At 54.5% G+C, this 15,394-nt stretch carries 9 protein-coding genes; 6 read left to right on the top strand and 3 right to left on the bottom strand.

Annotated features, from left to right (window positions below; genetic code table 11):
- Positions 1-25 precede the first annotated feature (25 nt).
- The 3 genes from BQ8005_RS00310 to BQ8005_RS00300 form a co-directional block, all read right to left on the bottom strand.
- The gene (locus BQ8005_RS00310) at positions 26-1,372 is read right to left on the bottom strand and encodes a threonine/serine exporter family protein (protein ID WP_075318808.1); all 1,347 of its coding nucleotides are present in this window, start codon (positions 1,370-1,372) and stop codon (positions 26-28) included.
- A 110-nt stretch (positions 1,373-1,482) separates the two neighbouring features.
- On the bottom strand, positions 1,483-2,895 hold the full coding sequence (locus BQ8005_RS00305; protein WP_075316686.1) for a BACON domain-containing protein: 1,413 nt from the start codon (positions 2,893-2,895) through the stop codon (positions 1,483-1,485).
- A 35-nt stretch (positions 2,896-2,930) separates the two neighbouring features.
- Positions 2,931-4,364, bottom strand: a complete 1,434-nt coding sequence (locus BQ8005_RS00300) for a C10 family peptidase (protein ID WP_075316685.1) — start codon at positions 4,362-4,364, stop codon at positions 2,931-2,933.
- On the opposite strand from BQ8005_RS00300, the gene BQ8005_RS00295 reads away from it, so the two are divergent.
- From BQ8005_RS00295 to BQ8005_RS00270, 6 genes are all read left to right on the top strand, one after another.
- Positions 4,363-4,725, top strand: coding sequence for a helix-turn-helix domain-containing protein (locus BQ8005_RS00295; RefSeq protein WP_004304264.1), 363 nt, complete (start codon positions 4,363-4,365; stop codon positions 4,723-4,725). The genes BQ8005_RS00300 and BQ8005_RS00295 overlap by 2 nt on opposite strands.
- Before the next feature lie 3 nt (positions 4,726-4,728).
- Complete coding sequence (locus tag BQ8005_RS00290; protein WP_004291454.1) at positions 4,729-5,079, top strand: helix-turn-helix domain-containing protein; 351 nt, start codon at positions 4,729-4,731, stop codon at positions 5,077-5,079.
- 20 nt (positions 5,080-5,099) lie between these two features.
- Entirely contained in the window at positions 5,100-6,671 is a 1,572-nt protein-coding gene (locus tag BQ8005_RS00285; protein WP_004291455.1) for a DUF3945 domain-containing protein, read from the top strand.
- Positions 6,672-6,731: 60 nt separating this feature from the next.
- On the top strand, positions 6,732-8,819 hold the full coding sequence (gene topB / locus BQ8005_RS00280; RefSeq protein WP_004291456.1) for a type IA DNA topoisomerase: 2,088 nt from the start codon (positions 6,732-6,734) through the stop codon (positions 8,817-8,819).
- A 162-nt stretch (positions 8,820-8,981) separates the two neighbouring features.
- A complete protein-coding gene (locus BQ8005_RS00275) occupies positions 8,982-9,434 on the top strand; it encodes a DUF1896 domain-containing protein (protein ID WP_004304266.1) in 453 nt (150 codons plus the stop codon).
- Complete coding sequence (locus BQ8005_RS00270; RefSeq protein ID WP_075316684.1) at positions 9,424-15,240, top strand: N-6 DNA methylase; 5,817 nt, start codon at positions 9,424-9,426, stop codon at positions 15,238-15,240. Before BQ8005_RS00275 ends, BQ8005_RS00270 begins: the two co-directional genes overlap by 11 nt.
- Positions 15,241-15,394 lie beyond the last annotated feature (154 nt).

Genomic DNA, 15,394 nt, shown 5'->3' with positions numbered 1-15,394 from the left:
TTATTCCACGTAAACCATCAGTTTCTTACCACTCAATGAACTTACCGCGCTCACGACGCTTCTGGAGCTCGGCCTTGAGGAAGCGCTGGCGGTCCTTGGCGATGTAGCGGCGGGCGAAAATATTGGGGACGGCTACACCCAGAGAAATGCAGAGGATGATGAGCGAAGCGTTGATGCCGTTGGAAACGACAGTGGTGACCTCGCCCACGATGCCATTCATATTGATGAGCGCCACCAACGAACGGTACATCAGCACACCGGGGATCATGGGGATGACGGAAGGAATGGTGAGCACGTGATTGGGAACATGGAACCAGTGGACGGCCTTCACGGCCACCAGGCTAACCACCAGAGCACCCATAAAGGAGCCGACTACCGGACCGAAGCCCAGCTCGAAGTTGACGAAATTGCGCGTGCAGACGGCCAGCATGCCACCGATAGCCACCACCCAAAGCAGGCGGCGCTGGATGTTGAAGATCATGGAGAAGCCCATGGCCGAAATGGCGGCGGCAACGGCATAGACCCAATAGGAATCGTGGGGCACGATGCTCAGCTCGCTGAACTTGCGGTCGATGACCACGTCTTCCATCACCAGGAGCCGCATGGCCAACACGATGCCGAAAGCCATGGCCACTACCATCAGGGCGGTGTTGACGGCACGGACGATGCCGACCTGGATATAATTGTCGATCATGTCGTCCACAAAATTGATGAGCGGAACGCCGGGCACGATGAACAGGGCACAGGCCAGCAAGGGATGATAGGGAGTCTGCGAAAGGCCGGTGAACGTAGTGACGTAGGCCAGGCAGGTGGAGATAAAGGCCGCAATGGCGATACTCATGTACAGATTGATGCCGAACTCGATGCAACGGGCACGCACGCGGAAACCGGCAAAGGCACAGATGGAGGCAAACAGGAAGGCAATCCAGTCGCCACCGAACAGCTTGCAGAAACCGCCGCAGGCAAAGCCGGCGCCGATGGCCACGACATAAGGCAGGTAGTTGCGCTTCTTGGTGCGGATGCGTTCCAGCTCTTCCTCGTAGCGGTCGAGCGAATAGTCGTTCTCGATGGCACGCCAGGAAAGCTTGCTGATCTCGGAGATGGCGGTCATGTTGATGCCATGCTTCTCGCACTTCTGAAACTTGGAGAACGAATGGGAGCCGTCGCTGACGTTGACCATCAGCATGGTGTAGCTCACATCGATGTGGAGCTTCTCTTCGGGGAGGCCCAGATAGGCAGCCACACGGTTCATGTTACGCACGATACGGTTGGTATCGGCAGCACTCTCTACTAATAATTTTCCGGTACGGAGCAACAAGTCGAGCTTTCGTCTCAACAAGGCCACTTCTTGATCAGTTAACGCTTTAGCCATCTTCCAGTAACAGTTGATTTTTGAGGGTACAAAGATAGTGCAAACCGGGCGCATATCAAAAAAATAAGCAAGCTTATCCTTCTGATATGCGCCCGGTTTGCAATACATCATCAGAACTGCGTCAAATCCAGATCGGTCACTCCGACCAGATTGGGCAAAGAAACTTCTTCCGCTCCCAACAGCTCGACAGACACGGTGTGGGAACCTTCGGTCTGATAGGTATGAACGGCTTCTTCCTGATAGACCTCTTCCTGTCCGTCACCCCACGAGATGTGTCCATAGTTGAAATAGGGACCGGTGATGGACGGGATGCTGAACGTCCGGTTGGTGTGGACAATGCGCAGCCAACCCTTGTCCTGACGTCCGGGCTGGATGACCTTGACGGACTGGGACAGCTCACCCGCCGTAAACGAAATGACGGCTTCGCGCGGCTCCAGGCCGGGATTGGTATCGATGACAAAGCGCAAAGGCACTTCCGCAAGTCCACGGGTGGAAGCAGCCTGACGGATCCATTCGGCAGAAAGCGAAACCTGGAAATCGACATTCGTATTGACCGAGAAATCGAGCGTGCCTCCCAGGGCGTCGACCGTATATTCTTCCTGCGCCACCAGGATGGCATTTTTCTGTACCTGCGTGATGGTCACCGTATCGGCCAGTCCCAGCTCTTCGTTGAAGAAGGCGACCCGTGCCGAACGATAATCATAGTCTTCGTTCGGAGCAACCTCGAACCGCCGCGTATAGGTAGAGAACGAACGGGTAACCGCCTCGCTCAGCCAAGCGACATCATCGAGCATACGCATCTGGAAAGGCACATTGCTGCGAAGCTCTACGGCCACGATGCCTCCTTCGCTGCCCACCGTATATTCGTCTTGCGTAAGCATTACTCCGGGTTGCTCGCCGGCCTGATAGACGGTAACGGTTTCGGACAGCTCGCCACTGCGGATCACAATCTTCCCTTCGCGCTTGTCGAACGACTCGTTGGCGGCAGCCGTGAAGCGGAGCTGGGTGGACGTCATCGAACGCGTCTGGACAGCGCTCAGCCATTCGGCAGCTGCCTCGTCTACCTCACAGTCGAAAGCGATATTCGCCTTGACTTCGACCGTCACTTCTCCACCTTCCGCACCCACTTCCACACGGTTGGAAGTGACGGTCAGAGCGTCTTTCTGTTTCTGCACAAAGGTCATGCGGGCTGTTGTCGTTCCCGACTTCAGAATCAGCGTAGCATTCCGTTCGTCCGGCGTTTCGTTGGCAGTGACGGTCAGCGTGACCACCGAAGACGTGGCATCGCCCTGGGCGGGAGTGACACTGCACCAGTCCTGATCGACCTCGGCTGTCCATGCCGCCGTGGAAGTGAAATGTACATCGGCCTGGCCACCGGCCGTTTCGAACACAAGTTGCTGGTCCTTGTCGAAGGTGAGGACGGGAACTTCGGGCTGCCCGTTCTCAGGATCGTCCGAACAAGCCGACAGCAGAAAGACTGCCGACCAGAGGATCGCTATAATCAGATGTATGTTCAGTTTCATATTCCTTAGATTTATGTATGTTCGTTTTCTTTGATTTATTCGGCTGCATTGGCAACAGAGAAATTCAGCGTCTTCCGGTCGTCTCCCTTCTGCAGTGTCAGGGAATAGGTGCCGTCGCGAAGCAGGGAGGTGTCGACGGTTATTTCATTTCCCTGGATCTGGCACTTGTCGCTACAGTCGCTGCCACCGGAGGAACGCAAGGAAACAGAGACACCGTCTTTCACCAGAAGCCTCAACAGACGGCTCTTCTTGTTATAGGTGAGCTGGGTGGTCTCCTCGATGGAGTATTCATCGGCAATCAGCAGATCCCATACGCAACCATCCTCATCGTTTCCCTTGATGAGCGTCCATTCGGGAGTGTTCGCACTGCGATAGTAGCCCCGGATGCGGTAACCAGGGAGAATGGGGCTTTTGATGATGACATTGATAGTACCGTAAACGTAATGGTTTGCCGGCAAATCTACCAATTCCGACCTATAGAATTCTTCCACAACCGTTCCCTCCTTATCGGTAACTGCAAACATGAGTTCTCCATCAAATGTGACTGAGCCAGTATTGAGCAGCCCTCCCATATATAACATAAAAAGTTCTCCAGAAACGACGGGTCCATCGACAGACATTCCATTGTTATTTCGTCCTTGCATGAAACATTCCGTATAGCGCAATTCTTCAATCCCCTTTCCACCGGCATCTTTCTGGATACCGATCACAGCACTCTGAAACTCGTTGTAGCCGCCCTCTGAACCACCGGCTCCTTGTCCATCGGGATCAAGAGCCGTCAAAAGAAAATATCCGTCGCAATAGCTGCCCCACCCCCAGTTGATACGGAAGTAGTTCTGATCGGTGTAGCCATCCAGTACGAAAGCATGTCCGGCGTTGGCATTGAATCCCGAATAGATGACCGGCCGGTTGCTGTCCAGCTCGCGTTGCATCAAGTCGTTCCACTCGGATGTATTAAAATTGTAGCGCGAAACAGAACGCGCCTCTTTGTCATAGCCCATGTAGGTTGTCAGACCGGAGGGAATATAAAATGTAGAAGCAGCGGTCCCGGAACTGCCGACAGGGCCAAAATCGGCTTGCAGCATGACACCACAATCGCGCATCAGCGTGGCTACGGCAGTGGCTTCAGCCTGTGAATAGCCGAAATATGGATATTCCAACAACATGTTCTTCCAATCGTAAGTGTGGCCCAACGGCAGATCGGGTACGGTTACTCTATACGTATCAGTCTGGTATCCGGGCAAGGTCCCTACCCCTTTTTCGGGCCACTGATGATAGCGCATCACGATGGCAAGAGCCGTTATCGTACATCCGGTATAAGCAAACTGCATATTTACTTTGGGACACAACATATTGTAAGGATCGGTCTGATTCCACTTGGCAGTCTCCAATTCGACTACCGGAGTGCCGACTTCAACCTGGCTCCAGGCACGGGTAACAACAGACTCGGCCTTTGCTCCGTGGAACATGAAAGTGATAACAATGGAAAGTTCCGCCTACAAGGAGATGATGGCGCAGATTGCGAACATCGCAGGGTACATCCGCGAGGCAAGGGACGAGAAGAAACGGAAGCGGGAAACCGAAGACAAGCTGCTTGACACGGCACAGGCGGCGAAGATGCTCAACGTGAGCAAGCGCACCATGCAGCGTATGCGCACCGACCACCGTATCGAGTATGTGGTGGTACGCGGAAGCTGCCGCTACCGCCTTTCCGAGATACTGCGGCTATTGGAGGACAACACAGTAAGGAACGAGGAAGGGACAATAGACACCCTGTTCCACAACCACACGCTGCGCACGGGCGGCAAACCAAAAGGAAGGAGGACATAGGTCATGGAACTGCTCACACGAAACAACTTCGAGGGCTGGATGCAGAAGCTGATGGAACGGCTCGACCGTCAGGACGAACTGCTGCTGGCGATGAAGGCTGAGGGGAAACAGCCCACTATCACGGAAAGCATCCGCCTTTTCGACAATCAGGATTTGTGCATGTTGCTCCAGATAAGCAAACGCACCCTCCAACGCTACCGCAGCGTAGGCGCATTGCCCTACAAGACGCTGGGCAAGAAGACCTATTACAGCGAGGAGGACGTGCTGACATTCCTTTCCAACCATATCAAGGACTTCAAAAAGGAAGATATAGCCTTCTACAAGGCTCGTATCCATAATTTCTTTCATAAATAACCCATTAAAACATTTTTCAGATGGCAAAGAAAAAAGACGAAAAGGACGTGCTGGTAGTCCGTGACGAGAAGACAGGCGAGATCAGCGTGGTAGCCGGGCTGAACGCGGACGGCACACCCAAGCGCACCCCCGCAAAAGCGGAGAACGCGCAGAGTTTCCTGCAATTCGACCGACATGGCGACGTGCTGGACAACTTCTTCAAGAACTTCTTCCGGCAGTGCAAGGAACCCAGCCGCTTCGGTTTCTACCGCATTGCGGCAGACCAAGCTGAAAATCTCTTAGAGGTGATGAAGCAACTGCTGAAAGACCCCGAAGCGAACAAGGAGCTGCTCGCCCCTCACAAGGTGGACACCTCCGACTATGAGAAGAAGGTGCAGGAAGAGATGGCAGCACAACAGACAGAGAAACAAGAACCTCAAAAACAGGAGAACATGGAACAACGGAAAGAACAGCAACAGGACAAATCCGAACAGATGCAGGGCAAACGTGGCTACCAGCCCATCGACGAGAGTAAAATCAACTGGCAGGAGCTGGAGGACAGATGGGGCGTAAAGCGGGACAACCTTGAAAAGTCCGGCGACCTTACGAAGATGCTCAACTATGGCAAGTCCGACTTGGTAAAGGTCAAACCGACCTTCGGCGGCGAATCATTCGAGCTGGACGCCCGCCTCTCCTTCAAGAAGGACGGTGAGGGAAACATCAGCCTCGTGCCGCACTTCATCCGCAAGGAGCAGAAGCTGGATGAGTACAAGGAACACAAATTCTCCGACAATGACCGGAAGAACCTCCGCGAAACGGGCAATCTCGGTAGGGTCGTGGACATTGTGGACAGGGAAACGGGCGAGATCATCCCCTCCTACATCAGCATCGACCGCAAGACGAATGAAATCACGGACATTCCGGCAAGCAGGGTGCGCATCCCGGAGCGCATCGGCAAGACGGAAATCACCACGCAGGAGCGGGACATGCTCCGCGCCGGACTGCCCGTACGCGACAAGCTCATCGAGCGCAACGACGGCAGAAAGTTCGTCACCACCCTGCAAGTGAACGTGGAGCAGCGCGGCGTGGAGTTCGTGCCGGGAACCGGCAAGTCGCCCCGTACCGCACAGACACAGGAAACCAAAGGCGACACATCGAAAAGTCAGGCGCAGGGCGGGGAAAATGCCGCACAGACCAAGAAGGAGCAACGCCGCAACACGTGGACGAACGAGGACGGCAGCATCCGCCCCATCAGCAAATGGAGCGGCGTGAGCTTCACCGACCAGCAGAAAGCCGACTATGTGGCGGGTAAAGCCGTGAAGCTGGAGAACGTGACCGACAAGCAGGGCTTCCATGCCACGATGTATATCAAGTTCAACCCGGAGAAGGGACGCCCGTACCGCTACGACACGAACCCTGACAATGCACAGCAGGTTGCTCCGTCCAACGAGAGCCGCACGCAGGTGGCGGTGAACAACGATGGCAAGACCAACGAGGCTACAAAGAATCTGAGAGAGCCGTTGCAGAAAGGTCAGACCAACCCGAAGGACGCCCGCCAGCAACAGCAGCAGGAGAAGCCGCAGAAGAAAACGGGCAAGGGCATGAAAATGTAATCCCGTGTCCGCCACTGAATCCAAAATAAAATCCAAAGTATCAACAAAAAAGAAGAAGACATGAAGACAATCATTGCAGAAAAGCCCTCCGTGGCACGTGAAATCGCCCGCATCGTGGGCGCGACAAAGAGAGAGGAAGGATATTTCGAGGGAGGCGGTTATGCCGTGACATGGGCATTCGGACACCTCGTTCAGCTTGCCATGCCCGACGGCTACGGCGTGCGCGGATTTGTCCGTGACAACCTCCCGATTATTCCCGACACATTCACGCTCGTCCCCCGTCAGGTCAGGACGGAGAAAGGTTACAAGCCCGACAGCGGCGTGGTGTCGCAGATAAAAGTCATCAAAAGACTGTTCGACACAAGCGAACATATCATCGTGGCGACCGATGCCGGACGCGAGGGAGAGCTTATCTTCCGCTACCTCTACCACTATACGGGTTGCACCACTCCTTTCGTGCGCCTGTGGATCAGCTCTCTCACCGACAAAGCTATCCGCGAGGGACTGCGGAAACTCGAAGACGGCAGCAAATACGACAACCTCTACCTCGCCGCCAAAGCGCGGAGCGAATCCGACTGGCTCGTGGGCATCAACGGCACACAGGCGTTATCCATCGCCGCCGGACACGGCACGTATTCCGTGGGGCGGGTGCAGACACCAACGTTGGCTATGGTATGTGAACGCTACTGGGAGAACCGCCGCTTTACGTCCGAAGCATTCTGGCAGCTCCATATCGCAACGGACGGTTGCGACGGCGAAGTCGTGAAATTCTCATCCTCCGAGAAATGGAAAGAGAAAGAACCGGCGATGGAACTATATAATAAGGTAAAGGCGGCAGGTTGCGCCACTGTCACGAAAGCCGAGCGCAAGGAGAAGACGGAGGAAACTCCCTTGCTCTACGACCTGACCACGCTCCAGAAAGAAGCCAACGCCAAGCACGGCTTCACGGCGGAACAGACGCTTGAAATCGCGCAGAAACTCTACGAAAAGAAGTTGATAACCTATCCGAGAACGGGAAGCCGCTACATCCCCGAAGACGTGTTTGCCGAAATTCCCAAACTGCTCGCTTTCATCGGCACACAGCCCGAATGGAAAGACAAGGTGCGGGCAAAAGCCGCCCCGACACGCCGCAGCGTGGACGACGGCAAGGTGACAGACCACCATGCCCTGCTCGTCACGGGTGAGAAACCGCTCTTCCTCTCCAAAGAGGACAATACCATCTATCAGATGATTGCCGGGCGCATGGTCGAGGCATTCTCTGAGAAATGCGTCAAGGATGTGACCACTGTCACGGCGGAATGTGCCGGAGTGGAGTTTACCGTAAAAGGCAGCGTCGTGAAGCAAACCGGATGGCGTGCCGTCTATGGCGAGGAAAAAGAGGAAATTACCATCCCCGGCTGGCAGGAAGGCGACACGCTGACACCGAAAGGCTCGTCCATTACCGAAGGAAAGACCAAACCCAAGCCGCTGCATACCGAAGCCACCCTGCTCTCGGCAATGGAAACGGCGGGCAAGGAAATTGAGGACGACGCACTGCGGCAGGCGATGAAGGACTGTGGCATCGGTACTCCCGCCACACGCGCCTCCATCATCGAAACGCTTTTCAAGCGCGGTTACATGGAACGCTGCAAGAAGTCGCTTGTTCCCACCGAAAAAGGACTTGCCCTCAATTCCGTCGTCAAGACGATGCGCATCGCCGATGTTGCCATGACGGGCGAATGGGAAAAGGAGCTGGCGCGTATCGAGCGCGGGGAACTGTCCGACGACACCTTCCGCAAGGAGATAGAGGCGTACACACGTGAGATAACCTCCGAACTGATCTCGTGCGACAAGCTCTTCGGCAGCCGTGACTCCGGCTGCGCGTGTCCCAAGTGTGGCACGGGCAGGATGCGGTTCTACGGCAAGGTGGTACGCTGCGACAACACGGAGTGCGGACTGCCCGTGTTCCGGCTGAAAGCGGGACGCACCCTGTCCGACGATGAAATCAAAGACCTGCTCACCGAAGGGCATACCAAGCTGCTCAAAGGGTTCAAGAGCAAACAGGGCAAGAGTTTCGATGCTGTTGTCGCCTTTGACGGGGAATATAACACGACTTTTGTGTTCCCGGAGGCTAAAAAGGACAAGAAATTTTCAGGACGGAAGAAATAGTATTAACTTTGCCACTTGTTCAGAGTAATGAATTGTTCTTCGATACCGGATTACACTCATACTTTGGATTTAGTGGTGGCACTCGGAGGGATACCGAGTGCCTTTTTCTTCCTTTTTCCAACCGATTATCCCGTTAATTATCAATCCGCTAAATCCAAAGTAATGAACAACAAGAAGAAAAACGAGGGTCAGACCGACTTTTCCTATTACGGTCTGTACCTGCTGGACTATCTCCGCACGAACAAGTTTGAACAGGCTGACGACACCGCTTTCATACGGGAACGGGCCGACCGTGCCGCCGAAACGTATGAGAGGGCACGGCTTGAAGGCTATCCCGCCGATGGTGCGCAGGAACTGGCGATGGACACGCTGCTGCGCGGGCTGCATTATTCCCGTTACGCCATCCTCCGCGAAGTCGTGGAAAACGAGTTTGCCGATGAAGTGCCGGAAGAGAAGCGTGAAGCCTTTGTCCTGAAACTGCTGCCGCTTGTCGGCAACGTGTTCTCCGTCTATGACCTCTCGGATGACAATTTCGCCCTGTCTTCCGATTACGACCTGCTCTACACGGAGCTGACGGGAGCAACCGTCCTTTACTTAGACGAATATGGCGTTTAACCGCAAACAGAAACTGCGGGACAACATCGAGGCGATACGGACGGCATTCATCCTTGACAGGGAAAATAGGACAGCGACAACCGAAGAGCGTGCCATACTTCAAAGGTACTGCGGTTTCGGCGGTCTGAAATGTATCCTCAACCCTGCAAAGGAACTGACGGATGCCGTCCGGTGGGCGAAATCCGACCTCGAACTGTTCGCCCCGACGGTGGAGCTGCACAGGCTTATCCGTGAGAACAGCAAGGACGAAACAGAGTACAAGCGGTTTGTGGATTCGCTGAAAGCGTCCGTGCTGACCGCTTTCTACACCCCCAAAGAGATAACCGACACCATCGCGGACGTGCTGGCAGATTACAGCGTCCGCCCCGCCCGTATGCTCGAACCGTCGGCAGGTGTCGGCGTGTTCGTGGATTCCATGCTGCGGCACAGCCCCAATGCGGATGTGATGGCTTTCGAGAAGGATCTGCTCACGGGTACAATCTTGAGGCATCTCTATCCCGACCAGAAAATGCGCACCTGCGGTTTTGAGAAAATCGAAAGACCGTTCAACAATTATTTCGACTTGGCGGTGTCCAACATTCCGTTCGGTGACATTGCCGTGTTCGACGCGGAGTTTCAGCGGAGCGACTCTTTCGGCAGACGCTCCGCCCAGAAAACCATCCACAACTATTTCTTTCTCAAAGGACTGGATGCCGTGCGTGACGGCGGTATCGTGGCGTTCATCACCTCGCAAGGGGTATTGAATAGCACCAAGACCTCCGTGCGTAACGAGCTGTTCAGTCAGGCCAATCTGGTATCCGCGATACGCCTGCCCAACAACCTGTTCACGGACAACGCGGGCACGGAGGTGGGCAGTGACCTGATTGTCCTGCAAAAGAACCTCAGCAAGAAGGAAATGTCGCAGGACGAGCGGCTGATGACCGTGATACAGACGGACACGAAAACCGCCCTGACCGACAACGCCTATTTCATCCACCACCCGGAACGCATCGTGCATACGATGGCGAAACTTGACACAGACCCCTACGGGAAGCCCGCTATGGTTTATCTGCACGAGGGCAAGGCAGCAGGCATCGCCGGGGATTTGCGCCGTATGCTCGACGAGGATTTCCATTACAGGCTTGCCATGCGCTTGTATTCGGGTTCAATCCGGCAGGCAGGAACGGAAGAAAAAGTTGCCGTTCAAAATAAAGTAGAGCGTCCTGCCATAAAATTGGAAACAGTATCCTCGGCGCAGACGGTGGAAACTCCGACAGAAAAGCCGCAACCCGCAGATGAAAAGCCGGAGATAGAACCGCGCCCGCAATATTCCGCAGGCGTGCAGCTCACCCTGCTTGACCTCTGGGGGATGACGGAAGAGGTCAGCCAACCGAAAACCTCCAAAAAGAAAAAGACGGTGAAAAAGGCAGTTACGGCAAAGTCCACTCCGCCCAAACCGAAAGTCACGGTTACACCGACAGCTCCAACTGCAAAACCCGCAATGGAGAATAAGGAGGTGAAAGCGGAGAACACCGCCAAGCCTGCCGACCCGGACGACATCTATGCCACACTGGACTGGGATACCAATCCTCCCATCAACGGTTTCTATGAAATGATGATGGGTCTGACGCCGGAGCGTAGGAAAGAACTTCGGGAACTGGCAAGGCAGCATAAAGAGAAACAAGTGGCGGAAAAGACGGAAGTGAAAGCCGTGCCGGAAACTTCCCGTGAGCAGCCACGACAGGAGGAAACACAGCCGGAGGCAGTCGCCGCACCTGCCGTTACAGATACCCCATCGGAAGCGGTGGGGACTTTCCTTTTCCCCGACATCGAAGCGGAAAAGCCGAAGGAGGAAGTCGTGGACCTTTCTCCGCGTGCCTACCACCGCACGCCGGAGATGCACCTGCGCGAAGGGTCGCTGGTGGCTGACCGGGGGCGTCATAACATCGGCTACCTGAAAGACATCACGCCATACGGGGCGACATTCCAGCCGCTCGACCTGAAAGGATACCAGAAGGAAAAGGCGTTGTTGTATGTGTCGCTGCGTGACGCCTACGAGCGTCTGTACCGTTATGAATCGCTCCGGCGCGAGGCAAATGTTCCGTGGCGAGAGCATCTGAATACCTGTTACGATGAGTTTGTCATGCGCTACGGCAACCTCAACGCCAAGCAGAACGTGAAGTTAGTGATGATGGATGCGGGCGGGCGCGACATCCTTTCGCTGGAACGGATGGAAAACGGAAAGTTCGTCAAGGCGGACATCTTCGAGCATCCTGTTTCCTTCGCGGTGGAGAGCCATGCCAACGTAGGCTCTCCCGAAGAAGCCCTGTCTGCGTCGCTCAACAAATATGGTACGGTCAATCTCGACTATATGCGGGAGATAACCGACAGCACGGCGGAGGATTTGCTCACTGCCCTGCAAGGGCGCATCTACTACAATCCGCTCGTGACCGGTTACGAAATCAAAGACCGTTTCATCGCCGGAAATGTCATAGAGAAAGCGGAACGCATAGAGGCATGGATGGGTGACAATCCCGAAAATGAGCGTATGCCGGAGGTGAAGCAGGCGTTGGAGGCTCTGAAAGATGCCGAGCCGCAGCGCATCGCCTTCGAGGATCTGGACTTCAATTTCGGGGAACGCTGGATTCCGACGGGTGTCTATGCCGCCTACATGAGCCGGCTGTTCGACACGGAGGTGAAAATCGCCTATTCCGCAAGCATGGACGAGTTTTCGGTGGTGTGCGGCTACCGCACCATGAAAATCACGGACGAGTTTCTGGTGAAGGGGTATTACCGGAACTATGACGGTATGCACCTCCTAAAACACGCCCTGCACAACACCTGCCCTGACATGATGAAGTCCATCGGCAAGGACGAGCATGGCAACGACATCAAGATGCGCGACAGCGAGGGAATACAACTCGCCAACGCCAAGATTGACGAGATACGAAACGGCTTCTCCGAATGGCTCGAAGAGCAGTCGCCGCAGTTCAAGGAGCGGCTTGTGACGATGTATAACCGCAAGTTCAACTGTTTCGTGCGCCCGCGCTACGACGGCTCCCATCAGACCTTTCCCGACCTCAACCTGAAAGGGCTGGCAAGCCGGGGTATCAAGAGCGTCTATCCCTCACAGATGGATTGCGTCTGGATGTTGAAACAGAACGGCGGCGGAATTTGCGACCACGAGGTGGGAACCGGTAAGACGCTGATAATGTGCATCGCCGCGCATGAGATGAAGCGTCTGAATTTGGCACACAAGCCGATGATTATCGGGCTGAAAGCCAACGTTGCGGAGATTGCAGCCACCTATCAGGCGGCATATCCCAACGCACGTATTCTGTACGCTTCGGAGAAGGACTTTTCGACCGCCAACCGTGTGCGCTTCTTCAATAATATAAAGAACAACGACTACGATTGCGTCATCATGTCGCACGACCAGTTCGGCAAGATACCGCAGTCGCCGGAATTGCAGCAGCGCATCCTGCAAGCAGAGCTTGACACGGTGGAGGAAAACCTCGAAGTGCTACGGCAGCAGGGAAAGAACGTGTCGCGGGCGATGCTGAAAGGATTGGAGAAGCGCAAGCACAACCTTGAAGCGAAGCTGGAGAAGGTGGAACACGCCATAAAGTCACGCACGGACGACGTGGTGGATTTCAAGCAGATGGGCATCGACCACATCTTCATAGATGAGAGCCACCAGTTCAAGAATCTGACTTTCAACACGCGCCACGACCGTGTGGCGGGATTGGGAAACAGCGAGGGAAGCCAGAAGGCACTTAACATGCTCTTTGCCATACGCACCATACAGGAGCGCACAGGAAAAGACTTGGGTGCGACCTTCCTCTCCGGCACGACTATCAGCAACTCACTGACTGAATTGTACCTGCTGTTCAAGTACCTGCGCCCGAAGGAGCTGGAACGGCAGGACATAAGGTGTTTCGACGCTTGGGCGGCGATATTTGCCAAGAAGACGACGGATTTTGAATTTAACGTGACGAACAATGTGGTCCAGAAGGAGCGTTTCCGCTACTTCATCAAAGTGCCGGAGCTTGCCGCCTTCTATAATGAAATCACGGACTACCGCACGGCGGAGGATGTGGGCGTTGACCGTCCTGCCAAGAACGAGATACTGCACCATATACCGCCCACGCCGGAACAGGAGGACTTCATACAGAAACTGATGCAGTTCGCCAAGACGGGCGATGCCACCTTGTTGGGCAGGCTGCCGCTTTCGGAAACGGAAGAAAAGGCGAAGATGCTCATCGCCACGGACTATGCCCGGAAAATGGCACTCGACATGCGCATGATAGACCCGAATTACGAAGATCATCCCGACAACAAAGCGAGTCACTGTGCCAAGATGATCGCGGAGTATTATCAAAAATACGACGCCCAGAAAGGCACGCAGTTCGTTTTCTCTGATTTGGGGACATACCAGCCGGGCGACGGGTGGAACGTCTATTCGGAAATCAAGCGCAAACTGACGGAGGACTACGGTATACCGCCAAGCGAGGTGCGCTTCATTCAGGAGTGCAAGACCGACAAGGCGCGGAAGGCGGTGATAGACGCCATGAACGCCGGGACGGTGCGTGTGCTGTTCGGCTCTACCTCTATGCTCGGAACGGGTGTGAACGCCCAGAAACGGTGTGTGGCTATCCATCATCTCGATACGCCGTGGCGACCGTCCGACTTGCAACAGCGTGACGGACGCGGAGTTAGGGCAGGTAATGAGATTGCCAAACATTTCGCCGGGAACAACGTGGATGTAATCATCTACGCGGTGGAGAAGTCACTGGACAGCTACAAGTTCAACCTCCTGCACTGCAAGCAGACTTTCATAAGCCAGCTCAAAAGCGGTGCGATGGGTGCGCGTACCATCGACGAGGGGGCAATGGACGAAAAATCGGGCATGAATTTCTCGGAATACATGGCGTTGCTCTCCGGCAATACCGACCTGTTGGACAAGGCGAAACTGGAAAAGCGGATCGCATCGCTCGAAGGGGAACGCAAGTCGTTCAACAAGGGCAAGCGTGATTCGGAGTTCAAGCTGGAGTCAAAGACCGGCGAGTTGCGCAACAACACGGCTTTCATAGATGCCATGACGGAGGACTGGAACCGCTTCCTGTCGGTGGTGCAGACCGACAAGGAGGGCAACCGCCTTAATATAATAAAGGTGGACGGAGTGGATTCCGCCGATGAGAAGGTCATCGGAAAGCATTTGCAGGAGATAGCCAAGAATGCCACGACCGGAGGGTTGTACACGCAGGTCGGTGAACTTTACGGTTTTCCGATAAAGGTGGTGAGCGAAAGGATACTCAAAGAGGGATTGGAGTTCACCGACAACCGCTTCGTGGTCGAGGGGAACTACAAGTACACCTACAACAACGGGCATCTGGCGATGGCTGACCCGTTGGCCGCCGCCCGCAACTTCCTCAACGCGATGGAGAGGATACCCTCCATCATCGACCAGTACAAGGCGAAGAACGAGGTGCTGGAGATGGAGATACCGCAGTTACAGGAGATAGCGGGTAAGGTGTGGAAGAAGGAGGACGAGCTGAAGCAGTTGAAGTCCGAACTTGCCGCCCTTGACCGAAAAATTCAGCTGGAGCTTGCGCCACCCACGCCCGAAGTCGCAGAAAAGGAGAATGAAGGGCAACAACTCAAGCCGGAAGCGGAAGATGTGAGGAACAGGCAGGCGCAATATCCCGAAAATGCACCGCCGCAGATACGCAGTCCGGCGGATAGTATCGTTGCCAACCATGTCATAATCGGGCGTCCGGGACTGTATGCCAAGGAGGAAACCCGGTCCAAAGGATTGAAAATATAACCTAAGGAATTTTATCTGAAGTATTAATAAGGGCTATCCCAAAAGGTCTAAAAGTAAATTTTATCCTTTCTGCAAGTATCTATAGGATGGCAACTGCATTTTTTTCTTTTTGGGCAGCCCTTATTAAAATTTATTCTTATTTTAGGTTATATAC

It is taken from the genome of Bacteroides togonis, from assembly GCF_900130135.1.
Lineage (GTDB): Bacteria > Bacteroidota > Bacteroidia > Bacteroidales > Bacteroidaceae > Bacteroides > Bacteroides pullorum.
This window is presented reverse-complemented; position numbering and strand designations above follow the sequence as displayed.

Coding starts and splice junctions, on each gene's coding strand:
- BQ8005_RS00310 (WP_075318808.1), bottom strand. CDS start 1,372: ATGGCTAAAGCGTTAACTGATCAAGAAGTGGCCTTGTTGAGACGAAAG.
- BQ8005_RS00305 (WP_075316686.1), bottom strand. CDS start 2,895: ATGAAACTGAACATACATCTGATTATAGCGATCCTCTGGTCGGCAGTC.
- BQ8005_RS00295 (WP_004304264.1), top strand. CDS start 4,363: ATGAAAGTGATAACAATGGAAAGTTCCGCCTACAAGGAGATGATGGCG.
- BQ8005_RS00300 (WP_075316685.1), bottom strand. CDS start 4,364: ATGTTCCACGGAGCAAAGGCCGAGTCTGTTGTTACCCGTGCCTGGAGC.
- BQ8005_RS00290 (WP_004291454.1), top strand. CDS start 4,729: ATGGAACTGCTCACACGAAACAACTTCGAGGGCTGGATGCAGAAGCTG.
- BQ8005_RS00285 (WP_004291455.1), top strand. CDS start 5,100: ATGGCAAAGAAAAAAGACGAAAAGGACGTGCTGGTAGTCCGTGACGAG.
- topB (WP_004291456.1), top strand. CDS start 6,732: ATGAAGACAATCATTGCAGAAAAGCCCTCCGTGGCACGTGAAATCGCC.
- BQ8005_RS00275 (WP_004304266.1), top strand. CDS start 8,982: ATGAACAACAAGAAGAAAAACGAGGGTCAGACCGACTTTTCCTATTAC.
- BQ8005_RS00270 (WP_075316684.1), top strand. CDS start 9,424: ATGGCGTTTAACCGCAAACAGAAACTGCGGGACAACATCGAGGCGATA.